This is a genomic window from Pseudomonas mendocina, from assembly GCA_037482215.1.
Lineage (GTDB): Bacteria > Pseudomonadota > Gammaproteobacteria > Pseudomonadales > Pseudomonadaceae > Aquipseudomonas > Aquipseudomonas mendocina_E.
Genome location: CP148074.1, coordinates 2,493,681 through 2,512,357, shown reverse-complemented (window position 1 = coordinate 2,512,357; position 18,677 = coordinate 2,493,681). Strand labels below are relative to the sequence as shown.

General features: G+C 55.6%; 8 protein-coding genes. 5 read left to right on the top strand and 3 right to left on the bottom strand.

What is annotated here, in order from left to right:
* The first annotated feature begins 429 nt into the window (after positions 1-429).
* On the top strand, positions 430-10,659 hold the full coding sequence (locus WG219_11560; protein ID WXL23991.1) for a retention module-containing protein: 10,230 nt from the start codon (positions 430-432) through the stop codon (positions 10,657-10,659).
* Between the two features lie 127 nt (positions 10,660-10,786).
* Here WG219_11560 and WG219_11555 read toward each other — a convergent pair whose 3' ends face one another.
* Positions 10,787-11,446: a DUF6685 family protein gene (locus WG219_11555; protein ID WXL23990.1), complete on the bottom strand. Its 660-nt coding sequence runs from the start codon at positions 11,444-11,446 to the stop codon at positions 10,787-10,789.
* Between the two features lie 361 nt (positions 11,447-11,807).
* Here WG219_11555 and WG219_11550 point away from each other — a divergent pair, with 361 nt between their 5' ends.
* Positions 11,808-12,026: a DUF2835 domain-containing protein gene (locus WG219_11550; protein ID WXL23989.1), complete on the top strand. Its 219-nt coding sequence runs from the start codon at positions 11,808-11,810 to the stop codon at positions 12,024-12,026.
* 81 nt (positions 12,027-12,107) lie between these two features.
* Positions 12,108-13,130: a quinone-dependent dihydroorotate dehydrogenase gene (locus WG219_11545; protein ID WXL23988.1), complete on the top strand. Its 1,023-nt coding sequence runs from the start codon at positions 12,108-12,110 to the stop codon at positions 13,128-13,130.
* 89 nt (positions 13,131-13,219) lie between these two features.
* Here WG219_11545 and WG219_11540 read toward each other — a convergent pair whose 3' ends face one another.
* A complete protein-coding gene (locus WG219_11540) occupies positions 13,220-13,435 on the bottom strand; it encodes a ribosome modulation factor (GenBank protein ID WXL23987.1) in 216 nt (71 codons plus the stop codon).
* A 427-nt stretch (positions 13,436-13,862) separates the two neighbouring features.
* On the opposite strand from WG219_11540, the gene rlmKL reads away from it, so the two are divergent.
* Positions 13,863-16,082, top strand: a complete 2,220-nt coding sequence (gene rlmKL / locus WG219_11535) for a bifunctional 23S rRNA (guanine(2069)-N(7))-methyltransferase RlmK/23S rRNA (guanine(2445)-N(2))-methyltransferase RlmL (protein ID WXL23986.1) — start codon at positions 13,863-13,865, stop codon at positions 16,080-16,082.
* Between the two features lie 3 nt (positions 16,083-16,085).
* On the opposite strand, the gene mnmC is transcribed toward rlmKL, so the two are convergent.
* Positions 16,086-18,068, bottom strand: a complete 1,983-nt coding sequence (mnmC, locus tag WG219_11530) for a bifunctional tRNA (5-methylaminomethyl-2-thiouridine)(34)-methyltransferase MnmD/FAD-dependent 5-carboxymethylaminomethyl-2-thiouridine(34) oxidoreductase MnmC (protein WXL23985.1) — start codon at positions 18,066-18,068, stop codon at positions 16,086-16,088.
* A gap of 124 nt (positions 18,069-18,192) precedes the next feature.
* Between mnmC and greB the strand changes: the two genes are divergently transcribed.
* Positions 18,193-18,666, top strand: coding sequence for a transcription elongation factor GreB (gene greB / locus WG219_11525; GenBank protein WXL23984.1), 474 nt, complete (start codon positions 18,193-18,195; stop codon positions 18,664-18,666).
* Positions 18,667-18,677 lie beyond the last annotated feature (11 nt).

The window sequence follows — 18,677 nt, the reverse complement described above, 5'->3', positions numbered from 1 at the left end:
GTATTTGTTGTCATCTTTGAAGCTGAAGCCGAGAATAGTCGTTTTTTTGACACATGGCTATATTGGCTAACTTTAAAACACTCAATAAAAAGCTTTTAGTTAGATTTTAGAAGATTTGGCACTATGGTATATGAAAAAATAATCTTATGAATATATTAAGAATGAAGACATTGTCTATATAGGGTAGACCCGTCCTGCTCGGGCTCAAGGAAGGTTTTCGAAAAAATGGGTTAAGGACCTCTCGTTCTAGAGAGCAATAACCTGGATTTAAGGTAACTTTTAAGTTCGAGTCGTAATATTGACGCTCGACTTTTTGGCAGTGTTTAAAAGTTGCTTTAAACCAGGAGTTAATTTCTCTCAAAGTGGCGTCCTTGACTATTTCTAAACTAAAAACCGGGGTGATCCTGGTGCAGTTTTAAGGGTGAGATCATGGCGACTTTATTAGGTGTTGTTAGCCAAATCGTCGGCGAAGTATTTGCTGTGGCGGCAGACGGAACTCGTCGAGCTCTGAGTGAGGGTGATCGCCTTTTTGTAGGCGAAACGCTTGTTACAGGAGCGAACGGCTCAGTAGCTGTAAGACTCGGTAATGGTCAGAGCCTGACCGTAGGGCGCGACAGCAGTCTGGATCTGACCCCTCAACTGCTGGCAGCTGATGGCGCATCACAAGCTCCGCAGTCACAACCTGCGAACACTGCGCCATCGGATGAAGATTTGACTGATGTAGAGCGCTTACAAGCAGCGATCGAAGCCGGTGATGACCCAACCCAAATGGGTGAGGCAACCGCTGCTGGTCCAGGCGCTGGTGGGGCTGGTGGTGCTGGCGGAGCCGGTGGTGGCAACTCGTTCGTAATGCTTGATGCCACAGGTGGATCAGTCGATCCAACTATCGGTTTCCCAACGAATGGCCTGCAACGCGGTCCTTTGTTCCCGGATCCAGTGATCGGCGCCACAGAACAGCCAGAGGCCGTCACTCCACCGCCACCTCCACCTGTGATCACACCGGATTACACGCCTGGCATTACTGTGGAGTACACCGATGCGACAGGCACACTGCAAAGTGGCCCTGGCATCGTGGACGAAGAGGCCCTAGCAAGTGGCTCCAATTCAGGTACTGGCGCCGACAAGGCATTCGGCACAATTACAATCACATCGCCAGATGGTGTTTCGGCGGTGCAGATCCAAGACGTTAACGGAAACTGGGTTGACGTAACCTCTGGTGGAACTGTTCAGGGCAAATACGGTTTCCTGACAGTCGACGCTGCGGGTAACTGGACATACAACCTCACCGGCAACACGCTGGACCATAGCAATCCAAATGCTGTTGATGGCAACGACCAGGTGGGTGAAAGCTTCCCAACCCGCATGTTTGATTTGGATGGCGACGTATCACCAACCGTCAACATTAACGTAAGCGTGCTCGATGACGGCCCTAAAGTTGAAGTCGCCCAAGGTGCAGAGTGGCTGAGCGTCGCCAGTCTCGATGAGAGCCTTGCTAGTCTGAGTGGCGCCCAGGGCGATGGCGTGGCATCAGCGACTCTGAGTGCCGCTGCCGTACAAGCACAGTTCACCACTGTGTTGGGTGCTGATGGTGGTACGGCTGCATACAGCCTGAACCTGAGCGGCAGCAACGTCGCCTCTGGCTTGTTTGCTGTAGGCGGTGAAGGCGGTCAAGGTGCAGAAATTGTTCTGAACCAATCCGGCAATGTGATCACCGGCAGCGCAGGCGGCGTGAATTACTTCACCCTGACCATTAATGCGGCGACCGGTGAAGTCACCGTTAACCTGCTGAACAACCTGTGGCACAGCAACACCGGCAGCAACGATGAAGCCGAAGTGTTGCAGCTGGCCGAAGGCGCCCTGAAACTGACCAAAACCGTAACTGACGGTGATGGTGATACTGCCAGTGCCTCGGTGGATCTGGGCACCTCTGGTGCGATCAGTTTTGAAGACGACGGCCCGAAAGTTGGCCTCGCAACCGGTGAGGTGCCAGTACTGTCCGCCATCCTTGACGAAAGCTTGGCATCACTGGGCGGCGCGCAGGGCGATGGTATTGGCAGCGCAACTTTGGGTGCCGATGCCGTACAGGCGCAGTTCACCAGCGAAGTCGGTGCTGATGGTGGTACGGCTGCATACAGCCTGAACCTGACCGGCAGCAACGTCGCCACTGGTTTGTTTGCTGTTGGTGCGGCGGGCGCACAAGGTGCAGAAATTGTTCTGAACCAATCCGGCAATGTGATCACCGGCAGCGCTGGCGGCGTGAATTACTTCACGCTGGCCATCAATGCAGCAACTGGCGAAGTCACTATCAACCTGCTGAAAAACATCTGGCACAGCAACGCCGGCAGTTTTGATGACGCTGAAGTGCTGCAACTGCCTGAAGGTGTACTGAAACTGGTTAAAACCGTTACCGACGGTGATGGTGATAAAGCCAGCGCTGCCCTGGATTTGGGGGCGGCAGGGGTTATCAATTTCGAAGATGACGGCCCCACCATCTCGGCACAGGCCTTTGATTCGGCCATTCTGCAAGTGGATGAAAGCAATTTCGAACTCGATGCCACGGCCAATATCAGCAGCTTCTTCACTGTTGATGGTGGATCTGACGGTGTTGATGACGTGGACTACAGTCTGGTCTTGAACTCTTCCGCCAGCGGTTTGGTAGACACTGCAACTGGGCAGAATGTCTTCTTGGTCCTGAATAGTGCAGGTGTGGTGGAAGGCCGTGTCGGTAACGCGCAAGGCGCAGTTGTCTTCACTCTGAGCGTGGATGGCAGCGGTAATGTGAAGCTGGACCAACTGCGTGCGATCCAGCATAGCGACACCAGCAACCACAACGAAGCCAAGTCACTGGCTGCCGGTGTAGTCAGCGTCAAAGCCACCGTCACTGACGGCGACGGCGACAAAGCCAGTGCCAGTTTGGATATCGGTAAGGCCATCAGCTTCCTGGACGACGGCCCAAGCATCAGCGCCAAAGAGCTGGGCAGCCTGAGCCTGCAGGTCGACGAAACCAACCTGAACACAGCGGCTACCTCGTCGTTCACACTCGCCAGCCTGTTCAGCGCCAATGCCGGTGCAGATGGCCAGAAGGCGCTGGACTTCGCGCTGAAAGTTGAGAGTGAGGACAGCGGTCTGTTCGACAGCCTGACCGGTGAGGAAGTCAAACTCAGCCTCAATGCTGAAGGTGAGGTGGTTGGTACCATCACCGGCGGCGTAGTGGTCTTCACTGTCAGCGTAACTGCTGATGGCAAGATCAGCCTGAACCAAGAGCGTGCGGTTAAACACCCAGTCGGTGGCACCAGCCACAACGAAGCCAGTGCGACGCTGGACGGCAAAATCAGCGTGGTCGGTACCATCACCGATGGCGACAACGACACTGCGACTGCCACTGCGAACATTGGTAAGGCCATCAGCTTCCTGGACGACGGCCCAAGCATCAGCGCCAAAGAGCTGGGCAGCCTGAGCCTGCAGGTCGACGAAACCAACCTGAACACAGCGGCTACCTCGTCGTTCACACTCGCCAGCCTGTTCAGCGCCAATGCCGGTGCAGATGGCCAGAAGGCGCTGGACTTCGCGCTGAAAGTTGAGAGTGAGGACAGCGGTCTGTTCGACAACCTGACAGGTGAGGAAGTCAAACTCAGCCTCAATGCTGAAGGTGAGGTGGTTGGTACCATCACCGGCGGCGTAGTGGTCTTCACTGTCAGCGTAACTGCTGATGGCAAGATCAGCCTGAACCAAGAGCGTGCGGTTAAACACCCAGTCGGTGGCACCAGCCACAACGAAGCCAGTGCGACGCTGGACGGCAAAATCAGCGTGGTCGGTACCATCACCGATGGCGACAACGACACTGCGACTGCCACTGCGAACATTGGTAAGGCCATCAGCTTCCTGGATGACGGCCCAAGCATCAGCGCCAAAGAGCTGGGCAGCCTGAGCCTGCAGGTCGACGAAACCAACCTGAATACAGCGACTACCTCGTCGTTCACACTCGCTAGCCTGTTCACCAGCGATGCCGGTGCAGATGGCCAGAAAGCGCTGGACTTCGCGCTGAAAGTTGATAGTGAGAACAGTGGTCTGGTCGACACCCTGACCGGTGAGGCTGTCAAACTGAGTCTCACCGCTGACGGGAAAGTGATTGGTACCATCACCGGCGGCGTAGTGGTCTTCACTGTCAGCGTGACTGCTGATGGCAAGATCAGCCTGAGTCAGGCGCGTGCAGTTAAACACCCAGATGGTGGCAGCAGCCACAACGAAGCCAGTGCGACGCTGGACGGCAAAATCAGCGTGGTCGGCACCATCACCGATGGCGACAACGACACTGCGACTGCCACTGCGAACATTGGTAAGGCCATCAGCTTCCTGGATGACGGCCCAAGCATCAGCGCCAAAACGCTGGGCAGCCTGAGCCTGCAGGTCGACGAAACCAACCTGAACACAGCTGCTACCTCGTCGTTCACACTCGCTAGCCTGTTCACCAGCGCTGCCGGTGCAGATGGTCAGCAATCGCTGGACTTCGCGCTGAAAGTTGAGAGTGAGGACAGTGGTCTGTTCGACAGCCTGACCGGTGAGGAAGTCAAACTCAGCCTCAATGCTGAAGGTGAGGTGGTTGGTACCATCAGCGGCGGCGTGGTTGTCTTCACTGTCAGCGTGACTGCTGACGGCAAGATCAGCCTGAACCAAGAGCGTGCGGTTAAACACCCAGATGGTGGCAGCAGCCACAACGAAGCCAGTGCGACGCTGGACGGCAAAATCAGCGTGGTCGGTACCATCACCGATGGCGACAACGACACTGCGACTGCCACTGCGAACATTGGTAAGGCCATCAGCTTCCTGGATGACGGCCCAAGCATCAGCGCCAAAGAGCTGGGCAGCCTGAGCCTGCAGGTCGACGAAACCAACCTGAATACAGCGACTACCTCGTCGTTCACACTCGCTAGCCTGTTCACCAGCGATGCCGGTGCAGATGGCCAGAAAGCGCTGGACTTCGCGCTGAAAGTTGATAGTGAGAACAGTGGTCTGGTCGACACCCTGACCGGTGAGGCTGTCAAACTGAGTCTCACCGCTGACGGGAAAGTGATTGGTACCATCACCGGCGGCGTAGTGGTCTTCACTGTCAGCGTGACTGCTGATGGCAAGATCAGCCTGAGTCAGGCGCGTGCAGTTAAACACCCAGATGGTGGCAGCAGCCACAACGAAGCCAGTGCGACGCTGGACGGCAAAATCAGCGTGGTCGGTACCATCACCGATGGCGACAACGACACTGCGACTGCCACTGCGAACATTGGTAAGGCCATCAGCTTCCTGGATGACGGCCCAAGCATCAGCGCCAAAGAGCTGGGCAGCCTGAGCCTGCAGGTCGACGAAACCAACCTGAACACAGCGGCTACCTCGTCGTTCACACTCGCTAGCCTGTTCACCGCCAATGCCGGTGCAGATGGCCAGAAAGCGCTGGACTTCGCGCTGAAAGTTGAGAGTGAGGACAGCGGTCTGTTCGACAGCCTGACCGGTGAGGAAGTCAAACTCAGCCTCAATGCTGAAGGTGAGGTGGTTGGTACCATCACCGGCGGCGTAGTGGTCTTCACTGTCAGCGTGACTGCTGATGGCAAGATCAGCCTGAGTCAGGCGCGTGCAGTTAAACACCCAGATGGTGGCAGCAGCCACAACGAAGCCAGTGCGACGCTGGACGGCAAAATCAGCGTGGTCGGCACCATCACCGATGGCGACAACGACACTGCGACTGCCACTGCGAACATTGGTAAGGCCATCAGCTTCCTGGATGACGGCCCAAGCATCAGCGCCAAAACGCTGGGCAGCCTGAGCTTGCAGGTTGATGAAACCAACCTGAATACAGCGACTACCTCGTCGTTCACACTCGCTAGCCTGTTCACCAGCGATGCCGGTGCAGATGGCCAGAAAGCGCTGGACTTCGCGCTGAAAGTTGAGAGTGAGGACAGCGGTCTGTTCGACAGCCTGACCGGTGAGGAAGTCAAACTCAGCCTCAATGCTGAAGGTGAGGTGGTTGGTACCATCACCGGCGGCGTAGTGGTCTTCACTGTCAGCGTGACTGCTGATGGCAAGATCAGCCTGAGTCAGGCGCGTGCAGTTAAACACCCAGATGGTGGCAGCAGCCACAACGAAGCCAGTGCGACGCTGGACGGCAAAATCAGCGTGGTCGGCACCATCACCGATGGCGACAACGACACTGCGACTGCCACTGCGAACATTGGTAAGGCCATCAGCTTCCTGGATGACGGCCCAAGCATCAGCGCCAAAGAGCTGGGCAGCCTGAGCCTGCAGGTCGACGAAACCAACCTGAACACAGCGGCTACCTCGTCGTTCACACTCGCTAGCCTGTTCACCAGCGCTGCCGGTGCAGATGGTCAGCAATCGCTGGACTTCGCGCTGAAAGTTGAGAGTGAGGACAGTGGTCTGTTCGACAGCCTGACCGGTGAGGAAGTCAAACTCAGCCTCAATGCTGAAGGTGAGGTGGTTGGTACCATCAGCGGCGGCGTGGTTGTCTTCACTGTCAGCGTGACTGCTGATGGCAAGATCAGCCTGAGTCAGGCGCGTGCAGTTAAACACCCAGATGGTGGCAGCAGCCACAACGAAGCCAGTGCGACGCTGGACGGCAAAATCAGCGTGGTCGGCACCATCACCGATGGCGACAACGACACTGCGACTGCCACTGCGAACATTGGTAAGGCCATCAGCTTCCTGGATGACGGCCCAAGCATCAGCGCCAAAACGCTGGGCAGCCTGAGCCTGCAGGTCGACGAAACCAACCTGAACACAGCGGCTACCTCGTCGTTCACACTCGCTAGCCTGTTCACCAGCGCTGCCGGTGCAGATGGTCAGCAATCGCTGGACTTCGCGCTGAAAGTTGAGAGTGAGGACAGTGGTCTGTTCGACAGCCTGACCGGTGAGGCTGTCAAACTGAGTCTCACCGCTGACGGGAAAGTGATTGGTACCATCAGCGGCGGCGTGGTTGTCTTCACTGTCAGCGTGACTGCTGACGGCAAGATCAGCCTGAACCAAGAGCGTGCGGTTAAACACCCAGTCGGTGGCACCAGCCACAACGAAGCCAGTGCGACGCTGGACGGCAAAATCAGCGTGGTCGGTACCATCACCGATGGCGACAACGACACTGCGACTGCCACTGCGAACATTGGTAAGGCCATCAGCTTCCTGGATGACGGCCCAAGCATCAGCGCCAAAACGCTGGGCAGCCTGAGCTTGCAGGTCGACGAAACCAACCTGAATACAGCGACTACCTCGTCGTTCACACTCGCTAGCCTGTTCACCAGCGATGCCGGTGCAGATGGCCAGAAAGCGCTGGACTTCGCGCTGAAAGTTGATAGTGAGAACAGTGGTCTGGTCGACACCCTGACCGGTGAGGCTGTCAAACTGAGTCTCACCGCTGACGGGAAAGTGATTGGTACCATCAGCGGCGGCGTGGTTGTCTTCACTGTCAGCGTGACTGCTGATGGCAAGATCAGCCTGAGTCAGGCGCGTGCAGTTAAACACCCAGATGGTGGCAGCAGCCACAACGAAGCCAGTGCGACGCTGGACGGCAAAATCAGCGTGGTCGGCACCATCACCGATGGCGACAACGACACTGCGACTGCCACTGCGAACATTGGTAAGGCCATCAGCTTCCTGGATGACGGCCCAAGCATCAGCGCCAAAACGCTGGGCAGCCTGAGCTTGCAGGTCGACGAAACCAACCTGAATACAGCGACTACCTCGTCGTTCACACTCGCTAGCCTGTTCACCGCCAATGCCGGTGCAGATGGCCAGAAGGCGCTGGACTTCGCGCTGAAAGTTGATAGTGAGAACAGTGGTCTGGTCGACACCCTGACCGGTGAGGCTGTCAAACTGAGTCTCAATGCTGAAGGTGAGGTGGTTGGTACCATCAGCGGCGGCGTGGTGGTCTTCACTGTCAGCGTAACTGCTGACGGCAAGATCAGCCTGAACCAAGAGCGTGCGGTTAAACACCCGGTCGGTGGCAACAGCCACAACGAAGCCAGTGCGACGCTGGACGGCAAAATCAGCGTGGTCGGCACCATCACCGATGGCGACAACGACACCGCGACTGCCACTGCGAACATTGGTAAGGCCATCAGCTTCCTGGACGATGGCCCAAGCATTACTGCCAAGGCGCTGACAGGTCTGTCACTGGTGGTTGATGAGTCAGACCTTGCGACTAACGCAACCGCCAATGTCAGCAGCTACTTCAACATCACTGACAGTGCCGATGGCCGTGAGGGTGTTACTTACAGCCTGAATGTCGAGAGCACAGCCAGTGGTCTGGTGGATTCTCTCACCAATACCGCGATTACCTTGAGCAAGAATGGCAGCGTAATTGAAGGTAAGAACGCCGCAGGCGATCTGGTCTTCACCTTAAGTGTTGGCAGCGATGGTACTGTGACCCTGGATCAGCTGCGTGCGATCAAACACCCGACTGGTGGTGCTAGCCACGACGAGGCTGTATCTCTGGTTGCAGGCAAAATCAGCGTCACAGCGACTGTGACTGACCGTGATGGCGACACCGCCAGTGCCAAACTGGATATTGGCCAGGCCATCAGCTTCAAAGACGATGGACCTGTTGCTGTAGACCAGTCGGCTTCCGGCTCTGCTCAGGTCAAACTGGATACCAACCTGATTCTGATTCTCGATGTGTCCGGCAGTATGGATGAAGCCTCTGGTGTGGGTGGCATGGATCGCCTGCAAGCTGCTAAAAATGCGCTGCTTGAGTTGCTGGAGCAATATGATGCGTTGGGCGATGTAAAAGTAAGTTTCACTACCTTTAATGCGAGTGCGTCAAGTGGATCAACATGGTTGACAGTGAGTCAGGCCAAGACAGCTATTTTGGCTACAACGGCTAGTGGTAATACTAACTATGATGCGGCACTGATTGATGCCATCAACTCCTTTGGTGAATCCGGCAAGATCACCTCGGGAAATGTGCAGAATGTCGCTTACTTCCTTTCGGATGGTGAGCCGAACAGACCGTCTGGTGACTCTGGTATTTCCAGTACTAATGGTAGTGCGAGTGGCTGGCCGTCACCTTACTCCAACGGCAATGCATCAGAGGAGCAGGCTTGGATTAACTTCCTGAAAGCCAACGGCATCCGCTCCTATGCTCTGGGGATGGGGACCGGTGTTACCGAGTCAGCGTTGAACCCTATTGCATACGATGGCAAGACCGGAACTAATACCAATGCAATTGTGGTCACTGATATGAATCAGTTGACACAAACATTGGTTGCAACGGCTCAGGCGTCGCCGATCAATGGCAATTTGACAACGGGTGGTGGTTTCGGGGCTGATGGCGGCTATGTGAAGTCGATTGTGATAGGTGGCAGCACCTACACCATTACTAAGAGTGAGTTAGGGGCCTATACGCTGGGAGGTGCCAGCGGCGGCACGCTTGCAAACAATGAGCTGAAAGTAACACTTTCAAATGGCTCCAGTTTTAGCGTGAATATACTGACTGGTGGTTATACCTACACGCCGCCAAGCACAATTGCCACCGCCATTGCTTTGAGTATCGGCTTTACCTTTGCAGACGGTGATGGTGATGTAAGCCCTCAAGCTAACCTCAATATCAATATTTCGACCTCCACTGCTCCGGTGGTTGTGCGTGATGATTTGATTTTGACCAACACTTCAGCATCGAACGGCAACTTCGTTATCGATATTCCGACATGGGCACTGCTGGCTAACGATACGGGGGCCAACTCCAGCTTGCTGAAGGTCTTGAGTGTTGCGGGAGCTACGAGTGGCAATGTTTCTAAGAGTGCTGATGGCTCTACTGTGACGTTTACCGATACTGGCAATAGTGGTGGTTCCTTCTACTACGACGCTACACTCAACGGCCAGGCTGCCTATGATCGTGCTGATGTGACAATTAACCGGTCTACGGATAGCACAATCAACGGGACGTTCCGTAATGAGATCCTTTTGGGGCGTAATGGCAGTGCAGATACGCTCAATGGCGGGGATGGCGATGATATTCTCATTGGTTTGGGTGGTAACGACACTCTGAACGGGGGCAATGGAAATGACATTCTCGCTGGCGGGGCTGGCAATGACACGCTTAACGGCGGAGACGGAATCGATACGGCTACATACATTGATGCCACTTCGGGTGTGACTGTCAGGCTCAATACTACAAACGCGCAAAATACAGGCGGCGCAGGCACTGATACGCTGAACTCCATTGAGAATCTGATCGGTTCGAACTTCAACGACAGTTTGACCGGTAACAATCTCAATAACCTGATCAATGGTGGTGCTGGCGATGATCTGTTGATTGGCGGTGGCGGTAACGACTACCTAATCGGCGGTTCAGGTGCAGACACCTTCAAGTGGACCTCCGGTAACACTGGCGTTACAACGATTGCCGACTTCCAGAAAGGGGTCGATAAGTTGGATCTGTCTGAGTTGCTGGTCAATGAAACGACTGACAACTTGAGTCAGTACCTGACCTTCAGCTTCGGCACCAACACCACCATCACAGTGGACAGGAACGGACCGCAAAGCGGTGGTACCGGGCAGTCTATCGTGTTGGAGGGAGTCAACCTGCAGGCTGCGTATGGTGTATCCAATCAGGCGGAAGTCATCACGGCCATGCTGAATGATGAAACCCTGAAAATCAGCTAAGGCGTGGCAGCCTGCCTGTGACACAGTCAGGCTGCTCAATGAGCTTTAACCCTGGCCCTGCAGTGAGAAGATCACTGCGGGGCTTTTTTATTGAATGCGTGTTTAGTGGGGTAAATGGGCTTAGGGGTCAAGCCGATTTCAGGGTCGACAGGTATGCAATAACATCTGGTGCGCCGGCGGCGATGAGGCCTTGCCCCAGTGCTGAGCTTTCTGCGGAATGCTTGGGTAGCATCAGAATTTCAGAGGAGGTGTCAGAGGTGAGTAAAGGTAACCGCGCATAAGGAAGACCGGTGTCAAGCAGCAGCTCCATGAATTGAGGATCTGCCCATGCAGGTTTGGGAATCGCGACGGCATAATAGTTTTGCTCTAAGGCCTGTAGGCCTTGAGTGCTCAGTTCGTAGCGTTGGAGTGATGCCGGGAGACTGATATCAAGCTTGCGCAGTCGCATGTAAGCAACGGCGCACGCAAACGCCTCCGGGTGTAGTTCACCAGCCCAGAATACTCGGTTGCCTAGCCAACTGGCTTGCCTCAGGGCGATGCTATCGCCAGTCAAATAGCCGGGCAGGGCAAGGGTGAGGGTGCGCACTAAGTCCTTGTAAGAAATGATACGGATCTTTTTGCAGCCTTCACTGGCTGCTAAGGCTTCAAATGAGGTGTAGGTTTCCTCTGCCTCAGTGCAGTTTGAGAGCCCATCGATTGTGCTCAGATCAAATTTAGGCAGTTGGACCTCAACTTTGCTAACCAAATTGATGAGCAGAGCATGTGCGTCAGATTTATCTTCTTGCACAGGACCAGACAGTGCGCCACGCGGTAGATCAGCAAGCCGGTGCAGTTGAGGGTGGCAATTCCAGGAAATACTCGGGCGAACACTGGGGATTGGGCTAAAAGGCAGGCGAAGTTGGCTTGCTTGCTGAAACAGTTGTTGTTGCCCACGCTCAGCCAGTCCGAGCTTGCGTGCCAGTGCACTCAGGCGCGACTTCAAGGAGTTGTTGGGCGCTGTAAAACTCATAAACTTCGGTGTACTCCAAGAGGCAGAAACTGCCGAAATCAGCAGGTTTTAGCTCTGCAAAGGCCCTAATCAATAGCGCGCCAAAGCACTAATGGCAAGGTTGTGGCAAGATGACACGTTAGTATAAACAGGAGTGTACATGCCAACGTTGGTTCTGGATGTTGCCTTACCGGCTGATCGACTGATAGCGGTTTATCAGGGGCACGCCAATCGCATATTGATGAAAAGTCGTGATGGGAAGACGGTCAGTGTACCGGCTCATCACTTCCGTCCCTTCTTGACTCATGAGGGCGTCTACGGCTCATTTGTCATGGAGTTTAGTACAGCTGGCCAGTTGATGAGTCTCAAACGTCTTTGACAGGCGCTGTGTTCCTCGCTTCTGGTTACTGTGCGCGCGTATAATTGCACGCTTTGCAACTTTAAAGAGCTAAGCCTGCCCATGTACACCCTGGCCCGCGAGCTGCTGTTCAAACTTTCTCCGGAAACCTCCCACGAACTGTCCATCGACCTGATTGGTGCTGGTGGGCGTCTGGGGCTAAACAAACTGCTGACCAAGCAGCCATTGTCACTGCCAGTTTCGGTGATGGGCCTGGATTTCCCAAATCCAGTGGGGCTTGCCGCGGGTCTGGATAAGAATGGCGATGCCATCGATGGTTTCTCCCAGCTGGGGTTCGGTTTCGTTGAGATTGGTACCGTTACGCCGCGCCCACAGCCGGGCAACCCTAAGCCACGTTTATTCCGCCTGCCTGAAGCAGAAGGCGTGATCAACCGCATGGGCTTCAATAATCATGGTGTTGATCATCTGTTGGCGCGGGTTCAGGCCGCGAAGTACAAGGGCGTTCTGGGCATCAACATCGGTAAGAATTTTGATACCCCGGTTGAAAACGCCGTGGACGACTACCTGCTGTGCCTGGATAAGGTGTATCAGCATGCCAGTTACGTGACGGTGAACGTCAGCTCGCCTAACACGCCGGGCCTGCGTAGCTTGCAGTTCGGTGATTCGCTCAAGCAATTGCTTGAGGCGTTGCGTCGTCGTCAGGAAGACCTGACCGAGCAGTACGGCAAGCGCGTGCCACTGGCTATCAAAATTGCCCCGGATATGAGCGACGAAGAAACCATTCAGGTTGCCAACGCGTTGCTCGGTGCAGATATGGATGCTGTGATCGCGACCAACACAACACTGGGGCGAGAAGGTGTGGAAGGGCTGGAGTATGCTTCTGAAGCAGGCGGCCTTTCTGGTGCGCCGGTACGTGATAAGAGCACACACATCGTGCGTGTTCTGGCAGGCGAGTTGAAAGGCCGCATGCCGATTATTGCCGTGGGCGGTATTACGGAAGGCAAGCACGCTGCAGAAAAAATCGAAGCGGGAGCCAGTCTGGTTCAGATTTACTCCGGTTTTATCTATAAAGGCCCGGCTCTGATCCGTGAGGCGGTGGATGCAATTGCTGCGCTGGGTAAGTAACAGGCATTAAAAAGGGGCTCCTTTGGAGCCCCTGGGCTCTCGCCCTCCGCTCGGATGGAGCGGGCTTGGTAAGTCGGTTGTGTGTCCTGTCAGCCGACTGCGCGAAGTTCGTTAAGGCGATGGATTCCGGCGGTGCCGGTCATGCCGTCCCAATTGTCACCCCGGCCTTCGCGCCAGCCGTTAATCCAGGCTTGGCGGACAGCGGGAAGGGTGAATGGGCAGAGGTCGCGGGATTTGCCACTGATACCAAATTGATAACCGCGCAAAAAAGCTCTTTCTAACGGATCACGCTTAAGTCTTCTCATAGGGTATTGCCCTCAATGTTGACTGTTATGTATGTCCTGTAAAGCTTGTTGCTGTTATGGGCAGACGTCTCTGCCTGTGGAGTTCGTTGCCGGCGTGACGAATCTCCTTGGCCGCTCCATTGCGGAGCTAAGCTAAGGACGATTTCTAACCAATGTGAGCGGGCATGTGAATGACTCTTTCGTCATAAGCCCGTAACCTTTTTCAGGCAAAGGCCATAAGGCGTTGCCGATTAGGTTAGGTTATTTTTCTGTAGCGCTTGTGTGTGGGCGCTTACAGCAGATTGTGTACGTTGAGCAGGTGATGATGAATGTTGTTTGAACCTGCTGCTTATTCCGACGAACTGTCCATTTTGTACAGTTCGTCATCTATTTTGGCCATGTAGCCTTATTTGCATGGCGTTGATTGCCGTTGGCACTGGAAGCTCCCATGTCGGATCGTTATGAACTCTATCTCACTTGCCCTAAAAGTCTCGAAGGGCTGCTGCTTGAAGAGGCCCGCAACCTAGGGCTGGAGGAGGCTCGCGAGCATACGGCCGCCATCCGCGGCATGGCTGATATGGAAACGGCATATCGGCTGTGCATCTGGTCGCGCTTGGCCAACCGCGTGTTGTTGGTGCTCAAGCGCTTTACTGTTCAGAACGCTGAAAGCCTGTATGACGGGGTGCTGTCGGTCGACTGGGCGGAGCATCTCGATCCGGCAGGGACGCTCGCGGTGGAGTTCAGCGGTCAAGGCTCAGGCATTGATAACACCCATTTCGGCGCGCTGAAGGTGAAGGATGCCATCGTCGATAAGCTGCGCATGCGCGATGGCACGCGCCCGAGTGTCGATAAGGTGAACCCGGACGTTCGAGTGCATCTGCGCCTGGATCGTGGTGAGGCGATTCTGTCGCTGGATCTGTCCGGCCACAGTTTGCATCAGCGCGGTTACCGATTGCAGCAGGGCGCGGCTCCGCTGAAAGAGAACCTGGCTGCCGCTGTATTGATCCGAGCGGGTTGGCCGAAGATTGCTGCTGAAGGCGGCGCGTTGGCTGACCCAATGTGCGGTGTTGGTACCTTCTTGGTTGAAGCGGCGTTAATTGCGGCCGATATCGCTCCAAACTTGAAACGTGACATGTGGGGCTTTACCAATTGGCTGGGCCATGTACCGGCGGTATGGCGCCGGGTACGTGAAGAAGCTGAGCAGCGTGCCGCAGCAGGTTTGGCGAAAAAGCCGCTGTGGATTCGTGGTTATGAAGCTGATCCGCGCCTGATCCAGCCTGCGCGCAATAACATTGAGCGTGCGGGGCTTAGTGAGTGGATCAAAGTCTATCAGGGCGAGGTGGCTACATTTGAGCCGCGTCCAGACCAGAATCAGAAGGGCTTGGTGATCTGTAACCCGCCTTATGGTGAGCGTTTGGGGGATGAGGCGAGCTTGCTGTATCTCTATCAGAACTTGGGCGAACGTCTGCGCCAGGCCTGCATGGGCTGGCAAGCGGGTGTGTTTACCGGTGCGCCTGATTTAGGTAAGCGTATGGGCATCCGCAGCCACAAACAGTATTCGTTCTGGAACGGCGGGCTGCCGTGCAAGCTGCTGATGATCAAGGTTCAGCCTGAGCAGTTTGTGACGGGTGAACGCCGCACCCCTGAGCAACGCGAGCGTGACCGTGAGCAAAATGCGTTGCCGGTTGAGCACAAAGGTGCAGCCCAGCCGGTTGAGCAGGCGCGTTTAAGTGAAGGCGGGCAGATGTTTGCTAACCGCCTGCAGAAGAACCTCAAGCAACTGGGCAAATGGGCACGCAAAGAAAACATCCAGTGCTACCGCCTGTACGATGCTGATATGCCGGAATACGCGCTGGCTATTGATCTCTACGGCGACTGGGTGCATGTGCAGGAATACGCTGCGCCTCGGTCGATTGATCCTGAGAAGGCTCAGGCTCGTCTGTTTGATGCACTGGCAGCTATTCCGCAGGCGCTTAATGTGGACAAGAGCAAAGTGGTCATTAAACGCCGCGAGCGCCAAACCGGCACCAAGCAGTATGAGCGCCAGTCTGCTCAGGGACAGTTTATGGAGGTCACTGAAGGTGGTGTGAAGCTGTTGGTGAACCTGACTGATTATTTAGACACCGGCCTCTTCCTGGATCACCGCCCGATTCGCCTGCGTATTCAGAAAGAAGCGGCCGGTAAGCGATTCCTCAACCTGTTTTGCTACACCGCAACGGCGACCGTGCATGCGGCCAAAGGCGGTGCACGCAGCACCACCAGCGTTGATCTGTCCAAGACCTACCTGGATTGGGCGCGGCGCAACCTGTCGCTCAACGGTTTTTCCGATAAAAACCGCCTGGAGCAGGGCGACGTGATGGCGTGGCTGGCGGATGATCGCGGCGAATACGACCTGATCTTTATCGACCCGCCGACCTTCTCTAACTCCAAACGTATGGAAGGTGTGTTTGATGTGCAGCGCGACCACGTCCAATTGCTGGATCTTGCCATGGCGCGTCTGGCACCGGGTGGTGTGCTGTATTTCTCCAACAACTTCCGTAAGTTTGCGTTGGATGAAAACCTGCCGAGCCGTTATCAGGTCGAAGAGATCAGCAGCTCAACCATCGACCAGGACTTTGCCCGCAACAGCAAAATCCACCGGGCCTGGCGCTTTAATCGCAAGGCCTGACCTTTAGCCCTGCTTGCGCGTCAGTGCACGCAGGGCAAAACGGTTGGGGTGGCAGGCTTGGGCCACGTCGGCAGCAACGGGCATTGGCTCGTTGTCCAGCCATGCAGCAATCAGCTCCCCGGACAGCGGGGCAGTGATTAGCCCGCGTGAACCGTGGCCGCTGTTCACGTACAGCCCCTCCAGCCATGGGCACGGTTTGTTCGGCACTTTACGGGCGTTCTTGCTTAGGGCTGCGTAGGTGTTGGCAAAACGCTCAGCATCGGCCAAAGGCCCGACGATGGGCAGGTAATCTGGACTGGTGCAACGGAAGGCTGCACGCCCCTCCAGCGTCTCCACATTCAACTGATCAGCCTGCATGCGTTGCGCAAGCTCAGTGGAAATCTCACGCAGCAGATCAAGGTTGCTGATGTGCTCGGCAGGTGTGATGTTTACGTCATCACTATGAAAATCAAAGCTGGCCCCCAGCGTGTGCTCGCCGTTGCGCGGCGGAGCGACATAGCCTTCAGCACACAGCACAGTTTTCAATGCCCGGCTGTTGTCAGTGGCCGGGATGCGGGTGATCTGCCCGCGAATCCGTTTAAGCGGCAATTCCGAACTTTGGCTGAACTGACGGATTTGCGCCGCGTTAGCCAGCACCACGACCTCTGAACTGACGAGCAACTGCTTTTGATTCCAGGCTTGCCACTGACCGGCCTGGCGACGAAGCTCAAGTGCCTCCTCATGCAGTTGCAGGCGGATATTTGGGTGTGTGCTGAGTAGCTCGCACAAGGCGGGTGGGTGAACCCAACCCGCATCGGGGTAGTACAAACCACCACTGCTCAGGGGCACACCAGCCTGTTCTTGTGCCTGTGGCTGATCCAGTACATGCAGCAAGTCAGCAGGGAACGCTTCTGCCAGTTGTGCTTGCCGCTTGGCTTCCTTGTCATCAAAGGCCAGCTGCAGCACGCCGCAATCGTCCCATTGCACACCTTTGGCTAGCCGCTGGATAAGGCGGCGGGTGTAGCCGAAACCGCTGACAATCAGGCGTGAGAGTGTGGTGTGGTGGGCGGATAGTTTCAGGTAAAGCACGCCCTGCGGATTGCCGGAGGCCTCCTGAGCGATTGCACTGTGACGCTCTAAGATCGTGACTTGCCAGCCGCGTCTGGCCAGACTTGCAGCCGTGGCGCAGCCAGCCATACCCGCGCCAATGACCAGTGCGTGGCGATTCTTGGCGGGAGTTTGTGGGCGGGCAAACCAAGGCTTATCGGTGTTTAACGAGCATGCGTTGAATACACCTTTGAGCACTTCGCGTTTACGCCCAAAACCTGGTGTGCGCTCCATAGCAAAACCAACGTCGATCAGCCCGCGGCGTACATATCCCACGCTGGTGAAGGTGCCTAGTGTCGTGCCCGGTGCAGACAACCGCGCCAGCTGGCTGTATAGCTCTGGCACCCACATCTGCGGGTTTTTGGCAGGGGCAAAACCGTCCAAGAACCAAGCATCCACCTGTGCGTCGAGCTGCGGCAGCTGCTCCAATACATCGCCAATCATAAGGGTCAGGCCGATGCGACCATTGGCGAACGTCAGGCGCTGAAAGCCAGGGTGAATGGCCCGGTATTCGCCCAGTAGCTGCGCCGATAACTCAGCCAGCTCTGGCCAGAGTTGCAGGGAGCGTTCCAAGTCTGTGTGGGTCAGTGGGTATTTTTCTACGCTGATAAAGTGCAGGCGCGCATCAGCCGGGGCCAGTTGCTCAAATAGCTGCCAGGCACAGAGAAAGTTAAGCCCGGTGCCAAACCCGGTTTCACCAATAACGAACTGCTGGCCCGCGCTCAGTGCGGCAAAGCGTTCAGGCAATTGATTATTGCCAATAAACACATGGCGCGTTTCCGCAAGGCCGTCATCCTTGGAGAAGTACACGTCGCCAAATTGGGCGGAAATCGGCTGGCCGCGCTCGTCCCATTCAAGGTCAGCGTTTGGGGTTTGGGGCTTGGATGTGGCTTCAGACATTTCGGTTACCAGCAGGAGCAAGCGCGCATTTTATAGAATCCGCCCCAAAGGGACTAATGATCATGCTGCCGCAGTCGCTCAGGTATCGTTATGATTGCCCCCATTTCGCAATGAGGTAACAGGTTTGAGTACAAAGCTGATCACTCAAGAAGGCCACGAGGCCCTGAAAAAGGAGCTGGATTACCTGTGGCGTGAGCACCGCCCTGATATCACTCGCAAGGTTGCGTGGGCTGCCTCACTGGGCGATCGCAGTGAAAATGCCGATTACCAGTACAACAAAAAGTTGCTACGAGAGATTGATCGGCGAGTGCGTTACATCCGTAAACGTCTCGAAGATATGCGTGTGGTGCCATACTCGCCAGAGCAAGAAGGTCGGGTGTTCTTTGGTGCCTGGGTGACGATAGAGAACGTTGAGGGCGAATCTAAACGCTTTCGCATTGTGGGTTACGACGAGATATACGGGCGTAAAGATTACATCTCCATCGACTCACCTATGGCGCGTGCGCTGCTTAAAAAAGAAGTAGGTGATGAGGCCACTGTGCAGACCCCGCAGGGTGAGATGATCTGGGAGATCATTGAGATCAGCTACGACAAATAGTGGCTGACGTG

What these genes read in the sequence shown, in the direction of transcription:
- rlmKL (WXL23986.1), top strand. Translation starts at nt 13,863, where the DNA reads ATGTCGGATCGTTATGAACTCTATCTCACTTGCCCTAAAAGTCTCGAA.
- WG219_11550 (WXL23989.1), top strand. Translation starts at nt 11,808, where the DNA reads ATGCCAACGTTGGTTCTGGATGTTGCCTTACCGGCTGATCGACTGATA.
- WG219_11545 (WXL23988.1), top strand. Translation starts at nt 12,108, where the DNA reads ATGTACACCCTGGCCCGCGAGCTGCTGTTCAAACTTTCTCCGGAAACC.
- mnmC (WXL23985.1), bottom strand. Translation starts at nt 18,068, where the DNA reads ATGTCTGAAGCCACATCCAAGCCCCAAACCCCAAACGCTGACCTTGAA.
- WG219_11540 (WXL23987.1), bottom strand. Translation starts at nt 13,435, where the DNA reads ATGAGAAGACTTAAGCGTGATCCGTTAGAAAGAGCTTTTTTGCGCGGT.
- WG219_11560 (WXL23991.1), top strand. Translation starts at nt 430, where the DNA reads ATGGCGACTTTATTAGGTGTTGTTAGCCAAATCGTCGGCGAAGTATTT.